Annotated in this window: 18 protein-coding genes; 8 read left to right on the top strand and 10 right to left on the bottom strand. The window is 29.3% G+C overall.

Features of this window, described 5'->3' with window-relative positions:
• Positions 1 to 16: 16 nt before the first annotated feature.
• Positions 17 to 1,198 (bottom strand): pyridoxal phosphate-dependent aminotransferase, encoded by a 1,182-nt coding sequence (locus BUA86_RS12815; protein WP_072933268.1) that lies wholly within the window; start codon positions 1,196 to 1,198, stop codon positions 17 to 19.
• 113 nt (positions 1,199 to 1,311) lie between these two features.
• Here BUA86_RS12815 and tpx point away from each other — a divergent pair, with 113 nt between their 5' ends.
• On the top strand, positions 1,312 to 1,812 hold the full coding sequence (gene tpx, locus BUA86_RS12810; protein ID WP_072933266.1) for a thiol peroxidase: 501 nt from the start codon (positions 1,312 to 1,314) through the stop codon (positions 1,810 to 1,812).
• 59 nt (positions 1,813 to 1,871) lie between these two features.
• Here the strand turns inward: tpx and BUA86_RS12805 are convergent, their stop codons facing one another.
• The 3 genes from BUA86_RS12805 to BUA86_RS12795 all read right to left on the bottom strand — a co-directional run bounded on the left by BUA86_RS12805 (position 1,872) and on the right by BUA86_RS12795 (position 4,354).
• Positions 1,872 to 2,762 carry a 3-hydroxyacyl-CoA dehydrogenase family protein gene (locus BUA86_RS12805; protein ID WP_072933264.1) on the bottom strand — a complete coding sequence of 297 codons (891 nt, stop codon included), beginning with the start codon at positions 2,760 to 2,762 and terminating at the stop codon, positions 1,872 to 1,874.
• Positions 2,759 to 3,079: a hypothetical protein gene (locus BUA86_RS12800; protein ID WP_072933263.1), complete on the bottom strand. Its 321-nt coding sequence runs from the start codon at positions 3,077 to 3,079 to the stop codon at positions 2,759 to 2,761. Before BUA86_RS12800 ends, BUA86_RS12805 begins: the two co-directional genes overlap by 4 nt.
• Positions 3,080 to 3,349: 270 nt before the next feature.
• The gene (locus BUA86_RS12795; protein ID WP_072933261.1) at positions 3,350 to 4,354 is read right to left on the bottom strand and encodes a Gfo/Idh/MocA family protein; all 1,005 of its coding nucleotides are present in this window, start codon (positions 4,352 to 4,354) and stop codon (positions 3,350 to 3,352) included.
• 71 nt (positions 4,355 to 4,425) lie between these two features.
• Between BUA86_RS12795 and BUA86_RS12790 the strand changes: the two genes are divergently transcribed.
• The 4 genes from BUA86_RS12790 to BUA86_RS12775 all read left to right on the top strand — a co-directional run bounded on the left by BUA86_RS12790 (position 4,426) and on the right by BUA86_RS12775 (position 7,249).
• The gene (locus BUA86_RS12790; protein WP_072933259.1) at positions 4,426 to 5,073 is read left to right on the top strand and encodes a protein-L-isoaspartate(D-aspartate) O-methyltransferase; all 648 of its coding nucleotides are present in this window, start codon (positions 4,426 to 4,428) and stop codon (positions 5,071 to 5,073) included.
• A gap of 123 nt (positions 5,074 to 5,196) precedes the next feature.
• Entirely contained in the window at positions 5,197 to 5,778 is a 582-nt protein-coding gene (gene nudK / locus BUA86_RS12785; protein WP_072933257.1) for a GDP-mannose pyrophosphatase NudK, read from the top strand.
• Between the two features lie 12 nt (positions 5,779 to 5,790).
• The gene (locus BUA86_RS12780) at positions 5,791 to 6,501 is read left to right on the top strand and encodes a DUF2071 domain-containing protein (protein ID WP_072933255.1); all 711 of its coding nucleotides are present in this window, start codon (positions 5,791 to 5,793) and stop codon (positions 6,499 to 6,501) included.
• A 37-nt stretch (positions 6,502 to 6,538) separates the two neighbouring features.
• Positions 6,539 to 7,249 carry a hypothetical protein gene (locus tag BUA86_RS12775; RefSeq protein WP_072933253.1) on the top strand — a complete coding sequence of 237 codons (711 nt, stop codon included), beginning with the start codon at positions 6,539 to 6,541 and terminating at the stop codon, positions 7,247 to 7,249.
• Positions 7,250 to 7,288: 39 nt separating this feature from the next.
• Here BUA86_RS12775 and BUA86_RS12770 read toward each other — a convergent pair whose 3' ends face one another.
• The 3 genes from BUA86_RS12770 to BUA86_RS12760 form a co-directional block, all read right to left on the bottom strand.
• A complete protein-coding gene (locus tag BUA86_RS12770) occupies positions 7,289 to 7,717 on the bottom strand; it encodes a PepSY-like domain-containing protein (protein WP_072933251.1) in 429 nt (142 codons plus the stop codon).
• A gap of 64 nt (positions 7,718 to 7,781) precedes the next feature.
• A complete protein-coding gene (locus BUA86_RS12765) occupies positions 7,782 to 9,059 on the bottom strand; it encodes a sensor histidine kinase (RefSeq protein ID WP_072933249.1) in 1,278 nt (425 codons plus the stop codon).
• 1 nt (position 9,060) lies between these two features.
• Positions 9,061 to 9,732 (bottom strand): response regulator transcription factor, encoded by a 672-nt coding sequence (locus tag BUA86_RS12760; RefSeq protein WP_072933247.1) that lies wholly within the window; start codon positions 9,730 to 9,732, stop codon positions 9,061 to 9,063.
• Positions 9,733 to 9,829: 97 nt separating this feature from the next.
• Between BUA86_RS12760 and BUA86_RS12755 the strand changes: the two genes are divergently transcribed.
• Entirely contained in the window at positions 9,830 to 10,855 is a 1,026-nt protein-coding gene (locus BUA86_RS12755) for a threonine aldolase family protein (protein WP_072933245.1), read from the top strand.
• 66 nt (positions 10,856 to 10,921) lie between these two features.
• Here BUA86_RS12755 and BUA86_RS12750 read toward each other — a convergent pair whose 3' ends face one another.
• Positions 10,922 to 11,299, bottom strand: a complete 378-nt coding sequence (locus BUA86_RS12750) for a VOC family protein (RefSeq protein WP_072933243.1) — start codon at positions 11,297 to 11,299, stop codon at positions 10,922 to 10,924.
• Between the two features lie 82 nt (positions 11,300 to 11,381).
• The gene (locus tag BUA86_RS12745) at positions 11,382 to 12,554 is read right to left on the bottom strand and encodes a trans-sulfuration enzyme family protein (protein ID WP_072933241.1); all 1,173 of its coding nucleotides are present in this window, start codon (positions 12,552 to 12,554) and stop codon (positions 11,382 to 11,384) included.
• Positions 12,555 to 12,790: 236 nt separating this feature from the next.
• Here BUA86_RS12745 and BUA86_RS12740 point away from each other — a divergent pair, with 236 nt between their 5' ends.
• Positions 12,791 to 13,933, top strand: coding sequence for a DEAD/DEAH box helicase (locus tag BUA86_RS12740; protein WP_072933239.1), 1,143 nt, complete (start codon positions 12,791 to 12,793; stop codon positions 13,931 to 13,933).
• An 81-nt stretch (positions 13,934 to 14,014) separates the two neighbouring features.
• Positions 14,015 to 15,223 (top strand): acyltransferase family protein, encoded by a 1,209-nt coding sequence (locus BUA86_RS12735; RefSeq protein ID WP_072933238.1) that lies wholly within the window; start codon positions 14,015 to 14,017, stop codon positions 15,221 to 15,223.
• 67 nt (positions 15,224 to 15,290) lie between these two features.
• Here the strand turns inward: BUA86_RS12735 and BUA86_RS12730 are convergent, their stop codons facing one another.
• The gene (locus tag BUA86_RS12730; protein WP_229731825.1) at positions 15,291 to 15,971 is read right to left on the bottom strand and encodes a helix-turn-helix domain-containing protein; all 681 of its coding nucleotides are present in this window, start codon (positions 15,969 to 15,971) and stop codon (positions 15,291 to 15,293) included.
• Positions 15,972 to 16,003: the final 32 nt, after the last annotated feature.

The following is a 16,003-nucleotide window of genomic DNA, read 5'->3' as shown; positions in this document are numbered from 1 at the left end:
TTTTTAGAATTTCAGCTTAAGCTAATGCTTCTCTAATTCTTGTCATTGCTTCTTTTAATTCTTCTACAGAAGCAGCATAAGACATACGAATACAGTTTTTAGAACCAAATGCAGAACCAGAAACTACTGCAACTTGTGCATATTCTAATAAATACAATGCTAAATCATCTGCATTATTAATTGTTACACCTTTATATGTATTACCAAAAGTTGCTGTAACATCTGGAAATAAATAGAAAGCTCCTTTTGGTTCGTTTACTTTAAATGTTGGAATTTCTTTTGCCCAACCTAACATTAATTCTCTTCTTTCAGCAAAAGCATCAATCATGTACTGAATAGAACTTGGATCTGCTTCTAATGCTGTAATTGCAGCACGCTGTGCGATAGAAGTTGCTCCAGAAGTAACTTGACCTTGTAATGTTTCACAAGCTTTTGCTAACCAAGCTGGCGCTCCAATATATCCAATTCTCCAACCTGTCATAGCAAATGCTTTTGCTAAACCGTTAATTGTAACTGTTTGATTATATACTTCAGGAAAAGATGCAATTGATACGTTCTTATCTCCGTAAACAATATGCTCATAAATTTCATCAGAAATAATAATGATATTTGGATGCTTTGCTAAAACTTCAGCTAATCCTTTTAATTCTTCTTTTGTATAAACAGATCCAGAAGGGTTACAAGGAGATGAATAAATAATTGCTCGTGTTTTATCTGTAATTGCAGCTTCTAATTGTGCAGGTGTAATTTTAAAATCTGCTTCAATCGTTCCTTCTACAAAAACTGGTGTTCCTCCAGATAATTCTACAATATCTGAATAAGAAACCCAATAAGGTGTAGGAACAATTACTTCCATTCCTTCATCTATTATAGATTGTAAAACATTGTAAATAGATTGTTTTGCACCAGTAGACACAACTATTTGGTTTGCTGTATATTCTATATTATTATCGCGTTTAAACTTCTTGATGATTGCTTCCTTTAATTCTAGGTAACCAGCAATAGGAGGATAACCTGAATAATTTTCATCAATTGCTTTTTTAGCAGCTTCTTTAATAAAATCTGGAGTATTAAAATCTGGCTCACCAATACTCAAACTGATTACATCAATTCCTTGTGATTTTAATTCTCGCGCTTTAGCAGACATCGCAATAGTTGCAGATGGCTTTAAGTTTTGTAAACGTCTTGAAAGTTGCATGTTATATGTGTGTTATGTGTAATCTAATAATTAATTCTTGCGAAGATACTTTTTTCTTGGTATAATTTTAGTACTTTTAAGTATTAAAAATCAAAAAAATAAATCAAAATATTATGTCTGAAATTACATTTAAAGGAAATCCTACACATACAAGTGGTGTTTTACCAACTATTGGAGAAAAAGCGCCAAGTTTTGCATTAACTGCAAGCGACTTGAGTCAAAAAACATTAGCCGATTATGCTGGTAAAAATGTTGTATTAAATATTTTTCCTAGCGTAGATACAGGTGTTTGTGCACAATCTGTACGTACGTTTAATAAAGAAGTCTCTTCTGCAGAAAATACTGTTGTTTTATGTATTTCTAAAGATTTACCATTTGCTTTATCTCGTTTTTGTGCAGCAGAAGGATTGGATAACGTAGTAACTTTATCTGATTTTAAAACAGAAGAGTTTGCAAATGCTTATGGAGTAAAAATGATTGACGGACCATTAAATGGTTTATTATCTCGTGCAGTAGTTGTAATTAATCCTAACGGAGAAGTTGTCTACACAGAACAAGTTCCAGAAATTGGTCAAGAACCAGATTATAAAGATGCTTTATCTGCTATTAAATAATAACAAAAAAAGCGTTACTCAAAAATGGGTAACGCTTTTTGTTTTATTGAAGTTATCTCTTATTTCTGAAACTGAGCTGCTAATTTCTCTGCTTTCTTCGATTCTGAATAATCATAAAATCCTTCTCCAGATTTTACTCCTTTTTTACCTGCAGTTACCATATTTACTAATAATGGACAAGGTGCATATTTTGGATTTTTAAATCCATCGTACAGTACTTCAAGGATAGATAAACAAACATCTAAACCAATAAAATCTGCTAATTGTAATGGTCCCATCGGATGAGCCATTCCCAATTTCATTACCTCATCTATTTGCTTTACACCAGCAACACCTTCATATAATGAATAGATTGCTTCGTTTATCATTGGCATTAAAATACGATTGGCAATAAATCCTGGATAATCATTCACTTCAACTGGAATTTTACCTAATTTCTCAGACATTTCCATAATACTTTTAGTTATCTCATTTGTTGTATCATAACCTCTAATAATCTCTACCAACTTCATCATCGGAACTGGATTCATAAAGTGCATTCCTATTACTTGCTTTGGGCGATTAGTAACAGACGCTATTTTAGTAATTGAGATTGAAGATGTATTAGATGCTAAAATTGTATTTGCAGGAGCATGCTCATCTATTTCTTTGAAAATTTTTAATTTTAAATCTAAATTTTCTGTTGCAGCTTCTACAACTAAATCAGCATTTTTTACAGCTTCTGAAATCGAAGTAAAAGTTGTAATATTATTTAATGTTGATGTTTTTTCTGCTTCTGTAATTTTTTCTTTAGCAAGCATTCTATCTAAATTCCCAGCAATTGTTTTTAGACCTCTGTCTAAACTTTCTTGCGAAATATCAACTAAATTAACTGGAAATCCTGATTGAGCAAAAACATGAGCAATTCCATTCCCCATTGTTCCTGCTCCAATAACTGTAATATTTTTCATTTTTGTGTGTTTTTTATTTTTTCAATATCATTTCCTGCTGTTTCTACGAAAATCTCATCAATAAAATCTCTAGAATGTGATACACCAATTCCTCCTTCAGGATTAAGTATAAAACCGTTTTCTAAAATTAAATTATAATTTAAATGTTCTTTATTAGAGATGCCTACTTTATCAAATTGATTTAAAATTATTTCTTTGTAATTATGGTAGTTTTCATTTGGAGTCAAATATCCTGTTAAAACGCCCATATATTCATCTGTAATCTTTAAATTAACAGTTCCTATAATTGTTTCATCAATAAATAACTTAGCTTTCATTAGCTCAATTTTTCTACTTAAAAATCTGTCATTTCGAGTAAAATTCGATTAGAATTTTGTATCGAGAAATAAGTAAAGATTTTTAGCTATTTAGTTACTTACTTCAAATTATTTGTCTAAGTTCTCGATACAATTTTTATTCATTTCATTTCTAAAAATCACTCGAACTGACAAATTAGAAATTATTAATTAAAAATTGATAAAATTCTGAAACTACATTTCGACAAGCTTAATGTGACAGCAACCTCTAACCTCTAACCTCTAACAAGATTACTCTTTCTCTATATTCTGATTTTTTATTGCTTGTTGTTCTCTTTCGAAATAAGCAATAATTTCTAATGCTACTTTTAAAGCATTTCGACCATCTTGTAAAGAAACTTTAATAGGTGTATTATTCTCAATAGAATCTGCAAAGCTTTCTAACTCATCCAAAATAGCATTATTTGGTAAAACTTCTGGATGTTCAAAACAAATTTCTCTACGATCACCTTTATCATTTTCCAAAATCATTGCAAATTCGCTTGGATTTTCTGGTGCTTTATGCATCTTTATAATTTCCGTTTTCTTTGTTAAGAAATCTATAGAAATATAAGCATTTCGCTGAAAAACACGCATTTTACGCATATTTTTCATTGACATTCTAGACGTTGAAACATTTACAACACAACCATTCTCAAACTCAATTCTTGCATTCGCAATATCAGGCGTTTCACTAATAACAGAAACTCCAGAAGAATGAATTGATTTTATTTCTGATTTTACGATAGATAAAATAACATCTAAATCATGAATCATTAGGTCTAATACCACAGGAACATCTGTTCCTCTAGGATTAAATTCTGCCAAACGATGTGTTTCAATAAATAATGGCTCATCTATAAATGGTGCAGCAGCTGTAAAAGCAGGATTAAAACGTTCCACATGACCAACTTGTGCCATAAGACCTTTTTCATTTGTTAATGCTAACAAATGATCTGCTTCTTCTAATGTATGTGTAATTGGCTTCTCTATAAAAAAATGTTTATTTTGAGCAATTACTTTTAAAGCGACTTCGTAATGAGATAAAGTTGGCGTAACAATATCTACTACATCTACTTGAGCTATTAACTCTTCCATAGAAGAGAAATATTTATACCCGAATTCCGCTTCAACTTTTTTTCCATTTTCTTCAAATGAATCAAAAAAGCCAATTAATTCGTATTTTTCGGATTGATTTAATAACTTTAAATGGATTTTCCCAAGGTGTCCAGCACCGATAACTCCTACTTTTAACATTTGGTAGATTTTGTCGTTAAAATTAATGAGAATTAGTTGTATTTAATGCATTTTTGTAAAAATTTTGGAATATGTCTGTAGACGATTTTAAACACAGAGGTCGACGTAAAATGTTGGTCGATTTGTTACGAACGAAAGGAATTGAAGATGAAAAGGTTTTGGAAGCTATTAATTTAGTACCAAGACATTTATTTTTAGATAGCGCTTTTATTGAATATGCTTACAAAGACGAAGCATTTCCTATTGCTGCAGGACAAACTATTTCTCATCCATTTACAGTTGCTTTTCAGACACAATTGTTAGACATACATCCAAACGAGAAAGTTTTAGAAATTGGAACTGGTTCTGGTTATCAAACTGCTGTTTTAGTTGGTTTAGGTGCTGAGGTTTTTACAATTGAACGTCAGAAAGATTTATTTGATTTTTCTAAAATCATGCTCAAAAAAATAAACTTCGAGCCTCGTTATCAAACATATGGCGATGGTTATAAAGGATTACCTTCTTTTGCTCCTTTTGATAAAATTATTGTTACTGCGGGTGCTCCAGAAATTCCGAACGAATTATTAAACCAATTAAAAGTTGGAGGAATAATGGTTATTCCTGTTGGCGAAGAATCTCAACAAATGTTGGTTATCATAAAGTTGTCAGAGAATCAATATGAGCATTACGAATTTGGGAATTTTAAATTCGTGCCAATGTTAGAGAGAAGAGATAAGTAAATTTCATAACAGAAAATTTAGATAAATTTTATTAAAACTTTACCTTTTTTATCTCCACTCTTACGAATATTTTCTATTAATTTTAACTCAAGATAATTTATTCAACAATTAACGTAAAACGCCATGAATAACGAAAGAGTAAAAATAAAAGAAACGGAAATATTATCTGATAATTGGTATACTTTGAATAAAGTAACATTCGATTATCAAAAACAAAACGGAGAATGGGAAACTCAATCTCGTGAAGCTTACGACAGAGGAAATGGTTCTACTATTCTACTTTATAACAAAGAAAGCAGAAAAGTTATTCTTACGAAACAATTCAGATTACCAACTTATATAAATGGTAACGAATCTGGAATGATGATAGAAGCTTGTGCTGGTTTATTGGATAAGAATAATCCCGAAGATTGTATAAGAAGAGAAACCGAGGAAGAAACTGGATATAAAATAAACAAGGTGAAGAAAATTTTTGAAGCCTATATGTCTCCAGGTTCTGTAACCGAAATATTATACTTTTTTATTGCTGAATACGACCAAAGCATGAAAGTTAATGAAGGTGGTGGATTAGTTGAAGAACAAGAGAACATAGAAGTTTTAGAATTAAATTTTGACGATGCTTATCAAATGATTGAGGATGGAAAAATTAAAGATGGTAAAACAATTATGTTATTACAATATGCTAAAATTAATCAACTTGTATAAAAAACTTCAAATATGAAAATACCTATAATACACGGATATATTGAAAGAAGAATTTTAATAAATTTTACAGCTGATCCTAAAGTTGTAGAAAAAATTATTCCTTTCCCATTCAGGCCAAAACTTTATAAAGATAAAGCGATTGTTGGAATTTGCTTAATTAGACTTAAAGATATAAAACCAAAAGGACTTCCTAATTTTGTGGGAGCAAATTCCGAAAATGGAGCTCACAGAATTGCTGTTGAATGGGAAGAAAATGGTGAAACTAAATCTGGAGTTTATATACCACGTAGAGATAGTTCATCTAAACTAAATACAATTATTGGAGGAAGAGTATTTCCTGGTAAACATTATCATGCAAAATTTAATGTTGAAGAAAATAATGGAAATTATCATGTTGATTTCACAAGCTCGGATAATACAGAAATATTAATTGACGCTAAAGAAGTAACGTCATTTAATAATAATTCTATTTTTGAAACTTTAGAGAATGTTTCAGATTTTTTTGAAAGTGGAGACTTGGGCTATTCGCCAAATAATGAAAAATTTGAAGGACTTCGTTTAAATGCCTATACTTGGAAAGTTCGTCCGTTAGAAATTAAAAATGTAAAATCTTCTTTCTTTGAAAATGAAGAAATTTTCCCAAAAGGATCTATCAATTTTGACAATGCATTATTAATGACTGATATTGAACATGAATGGTTAAGCGTTGATAATAAAATATAAAATTTTTCTTAAATTTATATTTCACAATTCATTCATTATGAGATTATCTGTTAGTATACTATTTGTTGTTTTTTCTTTATTTTCTTGTGAAAAACAAACCAAGAATAATTTAATTGCCGAAAACAATGTTACCTCTACAAAAGATTGTAAATGTTTTGACGGTATTGGATCTTCAAAAAATGATGAGCCAGTATTAACATATCAATTTGACAACAATAAATCTGTAAATGTTTGCGGATTTGTGGATAAAGAAATGTCTCAAGAATATCCGATTGTTTCGGAATTTGATGTTTTTGATTGCGAAACTGGAAAATCTTATGTGCGATTTGGTGCATTGGAAATTTGTAGACTCAAACAAAATAAAAACGAATTAGTAATTCAACAATTAAGATATCTACCTATTGGAACGAATTGGAATTGGGAATTGATACAAATCGGTGAACAAACTATAACACCAAAAGGAAATCAACTAAAAGTTTCTGATTTAAAACCAAAAGTAGATGCATATACCATTAATACGACACAAGCAGAGAAGTTTTTAAATTCATTGGAAAATGAAAAAAGTTTCGAAACAAATTGGGAAGAAAATATTGGGAAATTAGAAGCGCTTTCGATTATTGGTAATAAAAAGGCCTGGGATAAATTAGTTAATCTAGAAACTATAACAGGATTAAAATTTGATGGTGCGTTATCCGAAGCATGGAAAAGTGCGATTGAAAATGTAAAATGGATAAAAAAATATAAATAAACTGGAATTTTATATTCAACTCCAGTTTATAGTTTATTATTAATCATCAATTTTTACAAAATTACCTTTTCCATCAAAATCAATATCCAAACCATTTGATAACTCGACTTCATAAGAATACTTATTCTTCTCTATTTTAATGATACTTGTTTGTGGAAAACTCTTCTTAACGTATGCTACAATTTTATCTGGTGCAAATCCTGTCGGAATTGTATTACGTTTTCCGTCCACTTCTGTCCAATTACCGCTTCCGTCAAATTCTATTTTTGTTCCATTTTTCAGAATAACTTCATAATCTTTAGAAAAGTAATCTTTATCTAACGTTACAGCAGAAACATTTTTAGAATTAAAATAAGTGTTAATAAACTTCTGCCCTTTTTGTGGTAATTGATTAAAAGAAATCATTTGATCTTGTGCAAATGTAAAAGCACTTAATCCTAATAAAACGATACTTAAAATATTTTTCATTTTGTCTATTTTTAAATTTTATAAGACAAAGTTGATAAATGAATTAGGAAAGAATTAGGAACAATTATTTTTTAAGAATAAATTGATGCAAACCATCTTTGTATTGATAATCGATTTGTATTGTTTCTTGATTTTTTAAAATTGTATCAACAATAGAAAGTCCTAAACCATTACTTTCTATATGAAAACCTTGCTTGTAGAAACGATTATAAATTTCGCTCGTATTTAAGGCAAACAAATCACTCGTATTCGAAATAGAAAGTTCATTCTCATGATTAATTTTAATCAGAATCAGCTTTTCTTTATTGTTGTGTTTTATTGCATTACGAATTAAATTTGAAATTAAGATATTCGCTAAATCTTTATTAAATAACGTTTTAAACTCAGCATTAAATTCAGTAATAATTTTTATTTCTTCAGTTTCGAAAATAGCTTCATAATCATCTAATGTTTCTTGAATAAGTTGATTAAAATTAACTTCTTCTTTTATATTGTATTGATGATTTTCAATTTTAGATAACATTAATAGTGATCGATTAAGACTAACCATTCGCCACAACGAATTTTTAGCTTCAGCTAATTGGATATAATCTTTTTCTTCGAAATTATCTTGTTCCAATAATAAGTCTAATTTATTAATTGCAATTGCCAAAGGTGTTTGTAATTCATGAGAAGCATTTCCTATAAATACTTTTTGATTATAGAAAACCTGTTCATTTCTATTAATCATAGAAGCAATTTCTGATTGAAGAAGTTCAAATTCTATCACATTTGTTTCAATTGGTTTTAATTCTTTAGATTGTCCAAAACGATAACTTTGTAATTGTTTCAGAATTTTATCAAATGGTTGATAAGCCTTTTTTAACGCAAAGTGATTAACAAGTAAAATACTTATTAAGATGAAAAAATATAATGCAAAAAGCGCCATTGATAAATCATAGATTAAATCATCTTCTTCAACTGTAGATGTTCTAATTTCTAATGCATAAGGCTTTCCATCTTTTCCATAAAATCCAGTTCTTAAATAACGATAAGGTTCATCTTCTCCATCATAAGGCATAAAAACCATTTCATTAGTTAAACGGTTCATTTCGTTATATTCTTCTGGTTTTACAGGCAGAATACGAAACTGATTTAAACCAAATTTATTTGTTTTGATAACTTCTGGATCAACATAAGATTGTCTTATGATTTCTATTTTCTGATTTTTTAATCCATCATCAACATTGTCATAAACCTCATCTAAAATAAAAGAACGAAACAGAATAGCCCAAATAGCAAGAACTGCTAAAAGTGAAATTGTTAAATATCGAAATGTATAATTCTTAAGAGATGTTTTCATATTAAACCAATTTATATCCTACTCCATATACCGCTTGTATATCTGCTTCGGCATGTGCTTCTTTTAATTTTTTTCTAAGGTTTTTTATCTGAGAATAAATAAAATCTAAACTATCAACTAATTCTATATGATCTCCCCAAACACTTTCTGCCAACGTTGTTTTCTGAAAAACCTTTTCTGGTCTCAACATAAAATAATATAAAAGATCATATTCTTTTCTATTTAATTTCACCTCATTATTATCGATTAATACCCGACGATCTTCTGGATTTAATACAATATTTTTATACGAAATATTTTGTTCTCCATTCTGATGATTTTTTCTAAAAACAACTTTTATACGTGCTAATAATTCAGCAAAATGAAAAGGTTTTGCCAAGTAATCATCCGCTCCAACCAAAAGACCTTCTACTTTATCATCTACAGAATCTTTTGCCGACAAAATGATAACTGCCGATTTTTTATTCATTTTTTTTAATTCTTTCAACAAAGAAATTCCATCACCATCAGGCAACATTATATCCAATAAAATACAGTCGTAATCAAAAGAAATAAGTTTATCTATTCCTTCCGAAAAAGTACTTGCAGTCTCTACAATAAACTTTTCGTTTTCTAGAAATTGAACAATTGTTTGTTGCAATTGTATTTCATCTTCTACTACTAATATTTTCATCGATTTGTTTTTTAAAAATTTGAGCAATTTAACGTTCAAATTAGGAAAGAAATAGGAAAAACTATCTAAATTTAGACTCTAATTTAAGTATTCTATTTTGAAAAAGTATAGTTTTAAAAACGATTATAGCGAAGGCGCTCACCCATCTATCTTAGAAAGATTAATTAACACCAACTTAGAACAGGCTATTGGCTACGGAGAAGATGAGTTTTGTAACGAAGCTAGAGCTTCTATTAAAGAAAAAATAAAAAAAGAAGCTGCGATTCACTTCGTTTCTGGAGGAACACAAGCGAATCAAATTGTTATATCATCTATCTTAAGACCTCACGAATCTGTAATTGCCGCAGAATCTGGACATATTGCAGTACATGAAACTGGAGCAATAGAAGCTACAGGTCATAAAATAAATACAGTATCAACTTCCAATGGAAAATTAACGCCTAAAGAAGTACAACATGTTTTAGACACACATACGGACGAACACATGGTTAAGCCAAAATTGGTTTATATTTCTAACTCTACCGAAATAGGAAGTGTTTATACAAAAGAAGAATTAACAACTTTGTATACTTTTTGTAAAGAAAAGAATCTCTATTTATTTGTAGATGGTGCTCGTTTAGCTTCTGCTTTAACTTCTTCTAAAAGTGATGTAACATTAGAAGATATGGCAAATTTATCTGATGTTTTTTATATTGGAGGAACAAAAAATGGAGCCTTAATAGGAGAAGCAATTGTTATTAATGATCTAAAACTAGATGAAGATTTTCGTTATAATATCAAACAAAAAGGTGGAATGTTAGCGAAAGGAAGATTAATAGGAATTCAGTTTGCTGAATTATTTAAAAATGATTTATTTTTTGAACTTGGAAAGTATGCGAATAATATAGCTCAAAAACTTGCTGAAGGATTATCTAATAAAGGATATCAATTCTTAACAGAACCATCTTCTAATCAGATTTTTCCTATTTTACCAAATCAATTAATTGAAAAATTACAGAATGATTTCGAATTCTATGTTTGGTCAAAAATAGATGAGAATAATTCGTCTATACGCTTGGTTACATCTTGGTCTACACCAGAAGAAAAAATAAATGAATTTCTAGAAAAAATAAACAAAATATAATTTAAAAAAATGAAAAGAGCTTGTTTATAAACAAGCTCTTTTTTATGTTGAATGATAAAATAAGAATTATTCTTGAGCAGAATATGTCACAATATCAATTCCAATACCATTTGGATCTTGTATAGCAAAATGTCTATCGCCCCATGGTTCATCACGAAGCTCTATCTTTATATCTATATTTTTTTCTTTTATCTCCTTGTACAAGTTATCAACATTATCTACTTCTATTGTTAAATACATTCCTTTTCCATTAAATGGTTGATGAAATAGAGATTGTTGACTAGGATGATTTGGAAGTAAGAAACTAATTTCAGCCTCTTGTTTTGGCGTATGTAACAATAAATAAAATTCGTTTTCAAACGTAACTCCAAAATTTAGAACATCTGTATAAAACTGTTTCGTTTCTTCTAATTTTTCTGTAATAATTCCAGCATTTAATTTCATAATAGTGGTTTTAATTAAAAACAAATTAATATAAAAAAATCCAACAATTGTTGGATTTCCTTATTAAACTATATTTAAGCTTTTACTTTGTTGCTTCCAACGCTTGTAAGATATCATCAATAATATCTTGTTTATCTTCTAAACCAACAGATAAACGAATCGTTCCTGGCATAATTCCTAAATCAGCTCTTTCATCATCTGTTAACTTTGCATGAGTTGTAGTTGCAGGATGTGTAGCTATGGTTCTAGAATCTCCTAAATTAGATGTATACAAAATCATTTCTAGTTTATCTATGAATTTAAAAGCACGTTCCTTTCCTCCTTTTACTTCAAATGTTACAATTCCTCCTCCAGCTTTCATTTGCTTTTTAGCAAGTTCATGTTGCGGATGAGAAGGTAAAAATGGATATTTTACCTCAACAATTTCGTTATTCTTTTCTAATGCTTCTGCCAATGCTAAAGCATTTTCACAATGACGGTCCATTCTTAGTCCTAATGTTTCTAAACTTTTAGAAATTGTCCAAGCATTAAATGGTGACATTGCAGGTCCTGTATGACGAATAAAAAACATCATTTCGTTTATTAATTCTTCATTTCCAACAACCACACCTCCCAAAACACGACCTTGCCCATCCATGTATTTTGTTGCTGAATGTATAGATAAATCAAATCCGAATTTTAATGGCTGTTGTAAATATGGTGTAGCAAAACAGTTATCTATTGCAAAAATAATTTGTGGATATTTCTCTTTCAATTTTGCCAACGCTTCTAAATCAAACAATTCTAATCCAGGATTAGATGGAGATTCTAAAAAGACAATTTTTGTGTTTTCCTGAATTGCTTTTTCCCAATCTGCAACATCCGAAGAATCAACATACGTATAAGTTACTCCCCAACGAGGAAATAATTGTGTAATTAATTGGTGTGTAGAACCAAAAATTGCTCGACTTGAAACAATGTGGTCTCCATTTTTTATAAATGATGCAAAAGAGGCGAAAACTCCTGCCATTCCAGATGCAAATGCTAATCCTGCTTCTGCATTTTCTAATGCACAAACTCTGTTAATAAATTCTGTTGTATTTGGATTAGCATAACGAGAATACACCATTCCTTGCTCCTCTTCAGCAAAAATTGCTCTTCCTTGTTCTGCGCTATCAAAAATAAAACTTGATGTTAAATATAATGGTACTGAATGTTCGCGTGTTGCTGACCTTGGTGCTTGTTCGCGAATTAGCTTAGACTGATCTTTTTTCATATAAATCAAATTTAATAATAGTTTTATTAAGCAAAAAGAAATTTCATAAGTTTTAAACCGAATTTTTTTCTAATATTTAATATACCCATATAATTTGATTACTATTTTGATTGAATTCCTAGAAATATTTAAAATATATAGAATCTCATCTGATTTTCAATTTCTCCTAAAAGGATTAAACCTCGTTAAAAAATCATTCAAATTTAATCTCTACCTTTGTGGTCTTAACAATATTTATGTCATTCGAAAATTTAGGATTATCTCCATATATTTCAAAAGCAATTGCTGAACTTGGTTTTTTAAAACCATTCGAAATTCAGACCGAAACTATTCCACACATTTTAAAAGGAAAAGATGTAATGGGAATTGCAAAAACAGGTTCTGGAAAAACATTATGTTTTGTTGCTCCATTGTTACAAAAAATTCAACACCAGTCGTACGAAAAATCTCGTTTTATAAAAGCATTAATTATTGTCCCTACACGAGAATTAGCTGTACAGATAGAACAAACTTTTGTTGGTTTACAAAAAGCATTACGCCGAGAAGTTAAAACACAAGCTGTTTTTGGAGGAACTTCTATTAATCCACAAATGAAAAATTTATATGGAACAGAAATTCTAATTGCAACACCAGGACGTTTATTAGATTTAATGGATCATAATGCTCTTTCATTAGAACAATTAAACTATTTAGTGATTGATGAAGCTGATAAATTATTTCAGTTAGGTTTTGGAGATGAAATGGCTCGTATTTTAAAAGCTATTCCTAAAAAGAAACAAACTGTTCTTTTTTCTGCCACTTTAAATGATAAAGTAGATGAAATAAAAACAACACTGAATATTAAACCAGAAATTGTTGAGGTAAAAAATACAGAAGTTGAAATTGATTCTATTGAACAAATTGCCTACAAAGTAGATGCTGAGAACAAAGGTCCTTTTTTAAGATATTTAATAAAATCTGAAAATTTAGAACAAGTTCTAGTTTTTGTTTCTTCTACAAGAACTGCCGATAATTTAGTTGATAAATTAAAAAAGAATAAAATTTCTGCTATGGCTATTCATAGTAAGAAATCACAAGGAGCTCGTTTAGATAATTTGGAAGATTTTAAATTGGGTGATGTACAAGTTTTAGTTGCAACTGATTTAATTGGACGAGGAATACATATAGAAGGTTTACCAACTGTTATTAATTACGAATTACCTCGCTCTCCTTTAGATTATGTACACAGAATTGGACGTACAGGTCGTGCAAATGCTACAGGAAAAGCAATTAGTTTAATTACAGAAGAAGATTTACATCATTTTAAAATTATTCAGAAAAAAATGGGTAAAAAAGTAGAATTACTTTCTACTGACGATGTCAACTTACATGGTTACTAAATTATCTCTTAAAATATATTTACAATCCACTCTGTCATTAGAGTGGATTTTTTTATATTTAGAATATTATTTTTTTAGACAATGAAACCAGCACGTTATTATTCATTAGATGTTTTTCGTGGAGCAACAGTTGCTCTTATGATTTTGGTTAACAATCCCGGAACATGGGCATATATGTTTCCACCACTAAAACACGCCGAATGGAATGGATGTACACCGACTGATTTGGTTTTTCCTTTTTTCTTATTTGCAGTTGGTAATGCGATGGCATTTGTTATTCCTCGTTTTCAACAACAACCGACAACCGAATTTTGGAAAAAAATAATAAAACGTAGTATTCTCATTTTTCTAATTGGCTTATTCATTAATTGGTGGCCATTCTTTAAATGGGAAAACAATGAATTAATTTTAAAAACGTGGACTGGTTCAGATGAAAATGGAATTAGAATAATGGGCGTTTTACAACGAATTGCAATTGCTTATTTCTTTGCCTCTATTATTGCATTTTATTTTAAACAAAAAACAGTCTTATGGATCTCGTTTAGTATACTAATAATTTATTGGTTACTTACAAAATACTTCGGAGGCATTGATCCTTATTCTATAGATGGTTTTATTGGAACAAAAATAGATTATCAAATTTTAGGAATAAAGCACATTTACAAAGGAGAATCTATCCCATTCGATCCAGAAGGTCTTTACAGTACAATTCCTGCAATTGCTCAAGTTTTATTTGGTTACTTAATTGGTATTTTTATTAGTAAACAAGGAAATATAAAATGGTTTAACAGAGAACTTCCAACCACAGATCAGCAAAACTATAAGTTAGTAGCTGGTTTATTTGTAATTGGAACATTAGCATTAATCATAGGTTATTTTTGGCAATTAGAATTTCCATACAATAAAAAAATATGGAGTAGTTCGTATGTTATTCACACAACTGGTTTGTCTATTTTAGCAATAGGTGTAATGATTTGGTTTATCGAGATTCTTACCATTAAAAATGGATTTACAAAATTCTTTGATGTCTTTGGAAAAAATCCTCTTTTTATTTTTGTTTTAAGTGGTTTATTCCCAAGAATATTAGGACTAATACGAATAGAAAATGGTTTTAACGATCAAAACGAACTTACTTACACTTCGCCATTGGGATGGTTTTATCAGAATATTTGTGCAAAAATTCCTAGTTCGCCCGAAATAGGTTCATTTGTCTATTCATTAATATTCTTAACCTTTTTCTGGTTTTTAGCTTATTTATTAGATAAAAGAAAAATCTATATTAAAGTTTAAGAACATTGTTTGTAGATAATAAAGATATAAATAAAACGAGCTTCGTAATTCCGAAGCTCGTTTTATTTTATACTTTATTATAAACTGAATACAGTTGGTAATAATTCTGAATATCGTCTACATTAAAAATAATTTCTTTCCATTGATTTAATTCTAAGATTAAATCTTTTCCCGATTGTTTAAACTTTCCAATAAAGGCATCATCATCCACAAAATATAAACCAAATTTTTCTTCAGTTAAATGCAGCTTCTCTACTTCTAATTGTTCAAAAAATAATATAGTAGGTTCTTCATAAGGAAAATCTAATGGTGCAGGAATACTTGAGTCATTATATTCTAATGCGATAAATTGATGAGAATTATTAATAGGAAAATAAATTGATGGGTATATCAACAAGTTTTTGTGCATGTCTTTTTTACCTTGTAAAATCTCTCTTGAAAGAAAAGGTATTTTGCTCAAATTTTTAACATTTTTCAATGTATCACCTTCCTCAAAATAGTTATCAAAATTTAAAATTTCATTTACTGTTAAGTTTTTTTCGATCAAATGACCTATTGGAATGCTAAAATATTTAGCAATTTTATAAATTGTTTCAATTTTAGGCTCCGCACGCTTTTCTTCATAAGATGAGATATTTCCTCTACTAACTTCAAATAAATCAGCAAAAGATTGTTGAGTTAAGTTCTTAACTTGTCTTAATTTCTTTATATTTTCACCTATTTTAGTCATTAATTGAAATTTTAACATTTTTGTTTGCTAAATATTTTAGCAAATTGTTT

This window comes from Chishuiella changwenlii, from assembly GCF_900142565.1.
GTDB classification, from domain to species: Bacteria; Bacteroidota; Bacteroidia; order Flavobacteriales; family Weeksellaceae; genus Empedobacter; species Empedobacter changwenlii.
Note: the sequence above shows the minus strand (reverse complement) of the source record. Positions and strands in the feature narration are given on the sequence as shown.

Excerpts from the sequence above, each read along its gene's own strand:
- BUA86_RS12815 (WP_072933268.1), bottom strand. The coding sequence starts at position 1,198 with ATGCAACTTTCAAGACGTTTACAAAACTTAAAGCCATCTGCAACTATT.
- tpx (WP_072933266.1), top strand. The coding sequence starts at position 1,312 with ATGTCTGAAATTACATTTAAAGGAAATCCTACACATACAAGTGGTGTT.
- BUA86_RS12805 (WP_072933264.1), bottom strand. The coding sequence starts at position 2,762 with ATGAAAAATATTACAGTTATTGGAGCAGGAACAATGGGGAATGGAATT.
- BUA86_RS12800 (WP_072933263.1), bottom strand. The coding sequence starts at position 3,079 with ATGAAAGCTAAGTTATTTATTGATGAAACAATTATAGGAACTGTTAAT.
- BUA86_RS12795 (WP_072933261.1), bottom strand. The coding sequence starts at position 4,354 with ATGTTAAAAGTAGGAGTTATCGGTGCTGGACACCTTGGGAAAATCCAT.
- BUA86_RS12790 (WP_072933259.1), top strand. The coding sequence starts at position 4,426 with ATGTCTGTAGACGATTTTAAACACAGAGGTCGACGTAAAATGTTGGTC.
- nudK (WP_072933257.1), top strand. The coding sequence starts at position 5,197 with ATGAATAACGAAAGAGTAAAAATAAAAGAAACGGAAATATTATCTGAT.
- BUA86_RS12780 (WP_072933255.1), top strand. The coding sequence starts at position 5,791 with ATGAAAATACCTATAATACACGGATATATTGAAAGAAGAATTTTAATA.
- BUA86_RS12775 (WP_072933253.1), top strand. The coding sequence starts at position 6,539 with ATGAGATTATCTGTTAGTATACTATTTGTTGTTTTTTCTTTATTTTCT.
- BUA86_RS12770 (WP_072933251.1), bottom strand. The coding sequence starts at position 7,717 with ATGAAAAATATTTTAAGTATCGTTTTATTAGGATTAAGTGCTTTTACA.
- BUA86_RS12765 (WP_072933249.1), bottom strand. The coding sequence starts at position 9,059 with ATGAAAACATCTCTTAAGAATTATACATTTCGATATTTAACAATTTCA.
- BUA86_RS12760 (WP_072933247.1), bottom strand. The coding sequence starts at position 9,732 with ATGAAAATATTAGTAGTAGAAGATGAAATACAATTGCAACAAACAATT.
- BUA86_RS12750 (WP_072933243.1), bottom strand. The coding sequence starts at position 11,299 with ATGAAATTAAATGCTGGAATTATTACAGAAAAATTAGAAGAAACGAAA.
- BUA86_RS12745 (WP_072933241.1), bottom strand. The coding sequence starts at position 12,554 with ATGAAAAAAGATCAGTCTAAGCTAATTCGCGAACAAGCACCAAGGTCA.
- BUA86_RS12740 (WP_072933239.1), top strand. The coding sequence starts at position 12,791 with ATGTCATTCGAAAATTTAGGATTATCTCCATATATTTCAAAAGCAATT.
- BUA86_RS12735 (WP_072933238.1), top strand. The coding sequence starts at position 14,015 with ATGAAACCAGCACGTTATTATTCATTAGATGTTTTTCGTGGAGCAACA.
- BUA86_RS12730 (WP_229731825.1), bottom strand. The coding sequence starts at position 15,971 with ATGTTAAAATTTCAATTAATGACTAAAATAGGTGAAAATATAAAGAAA.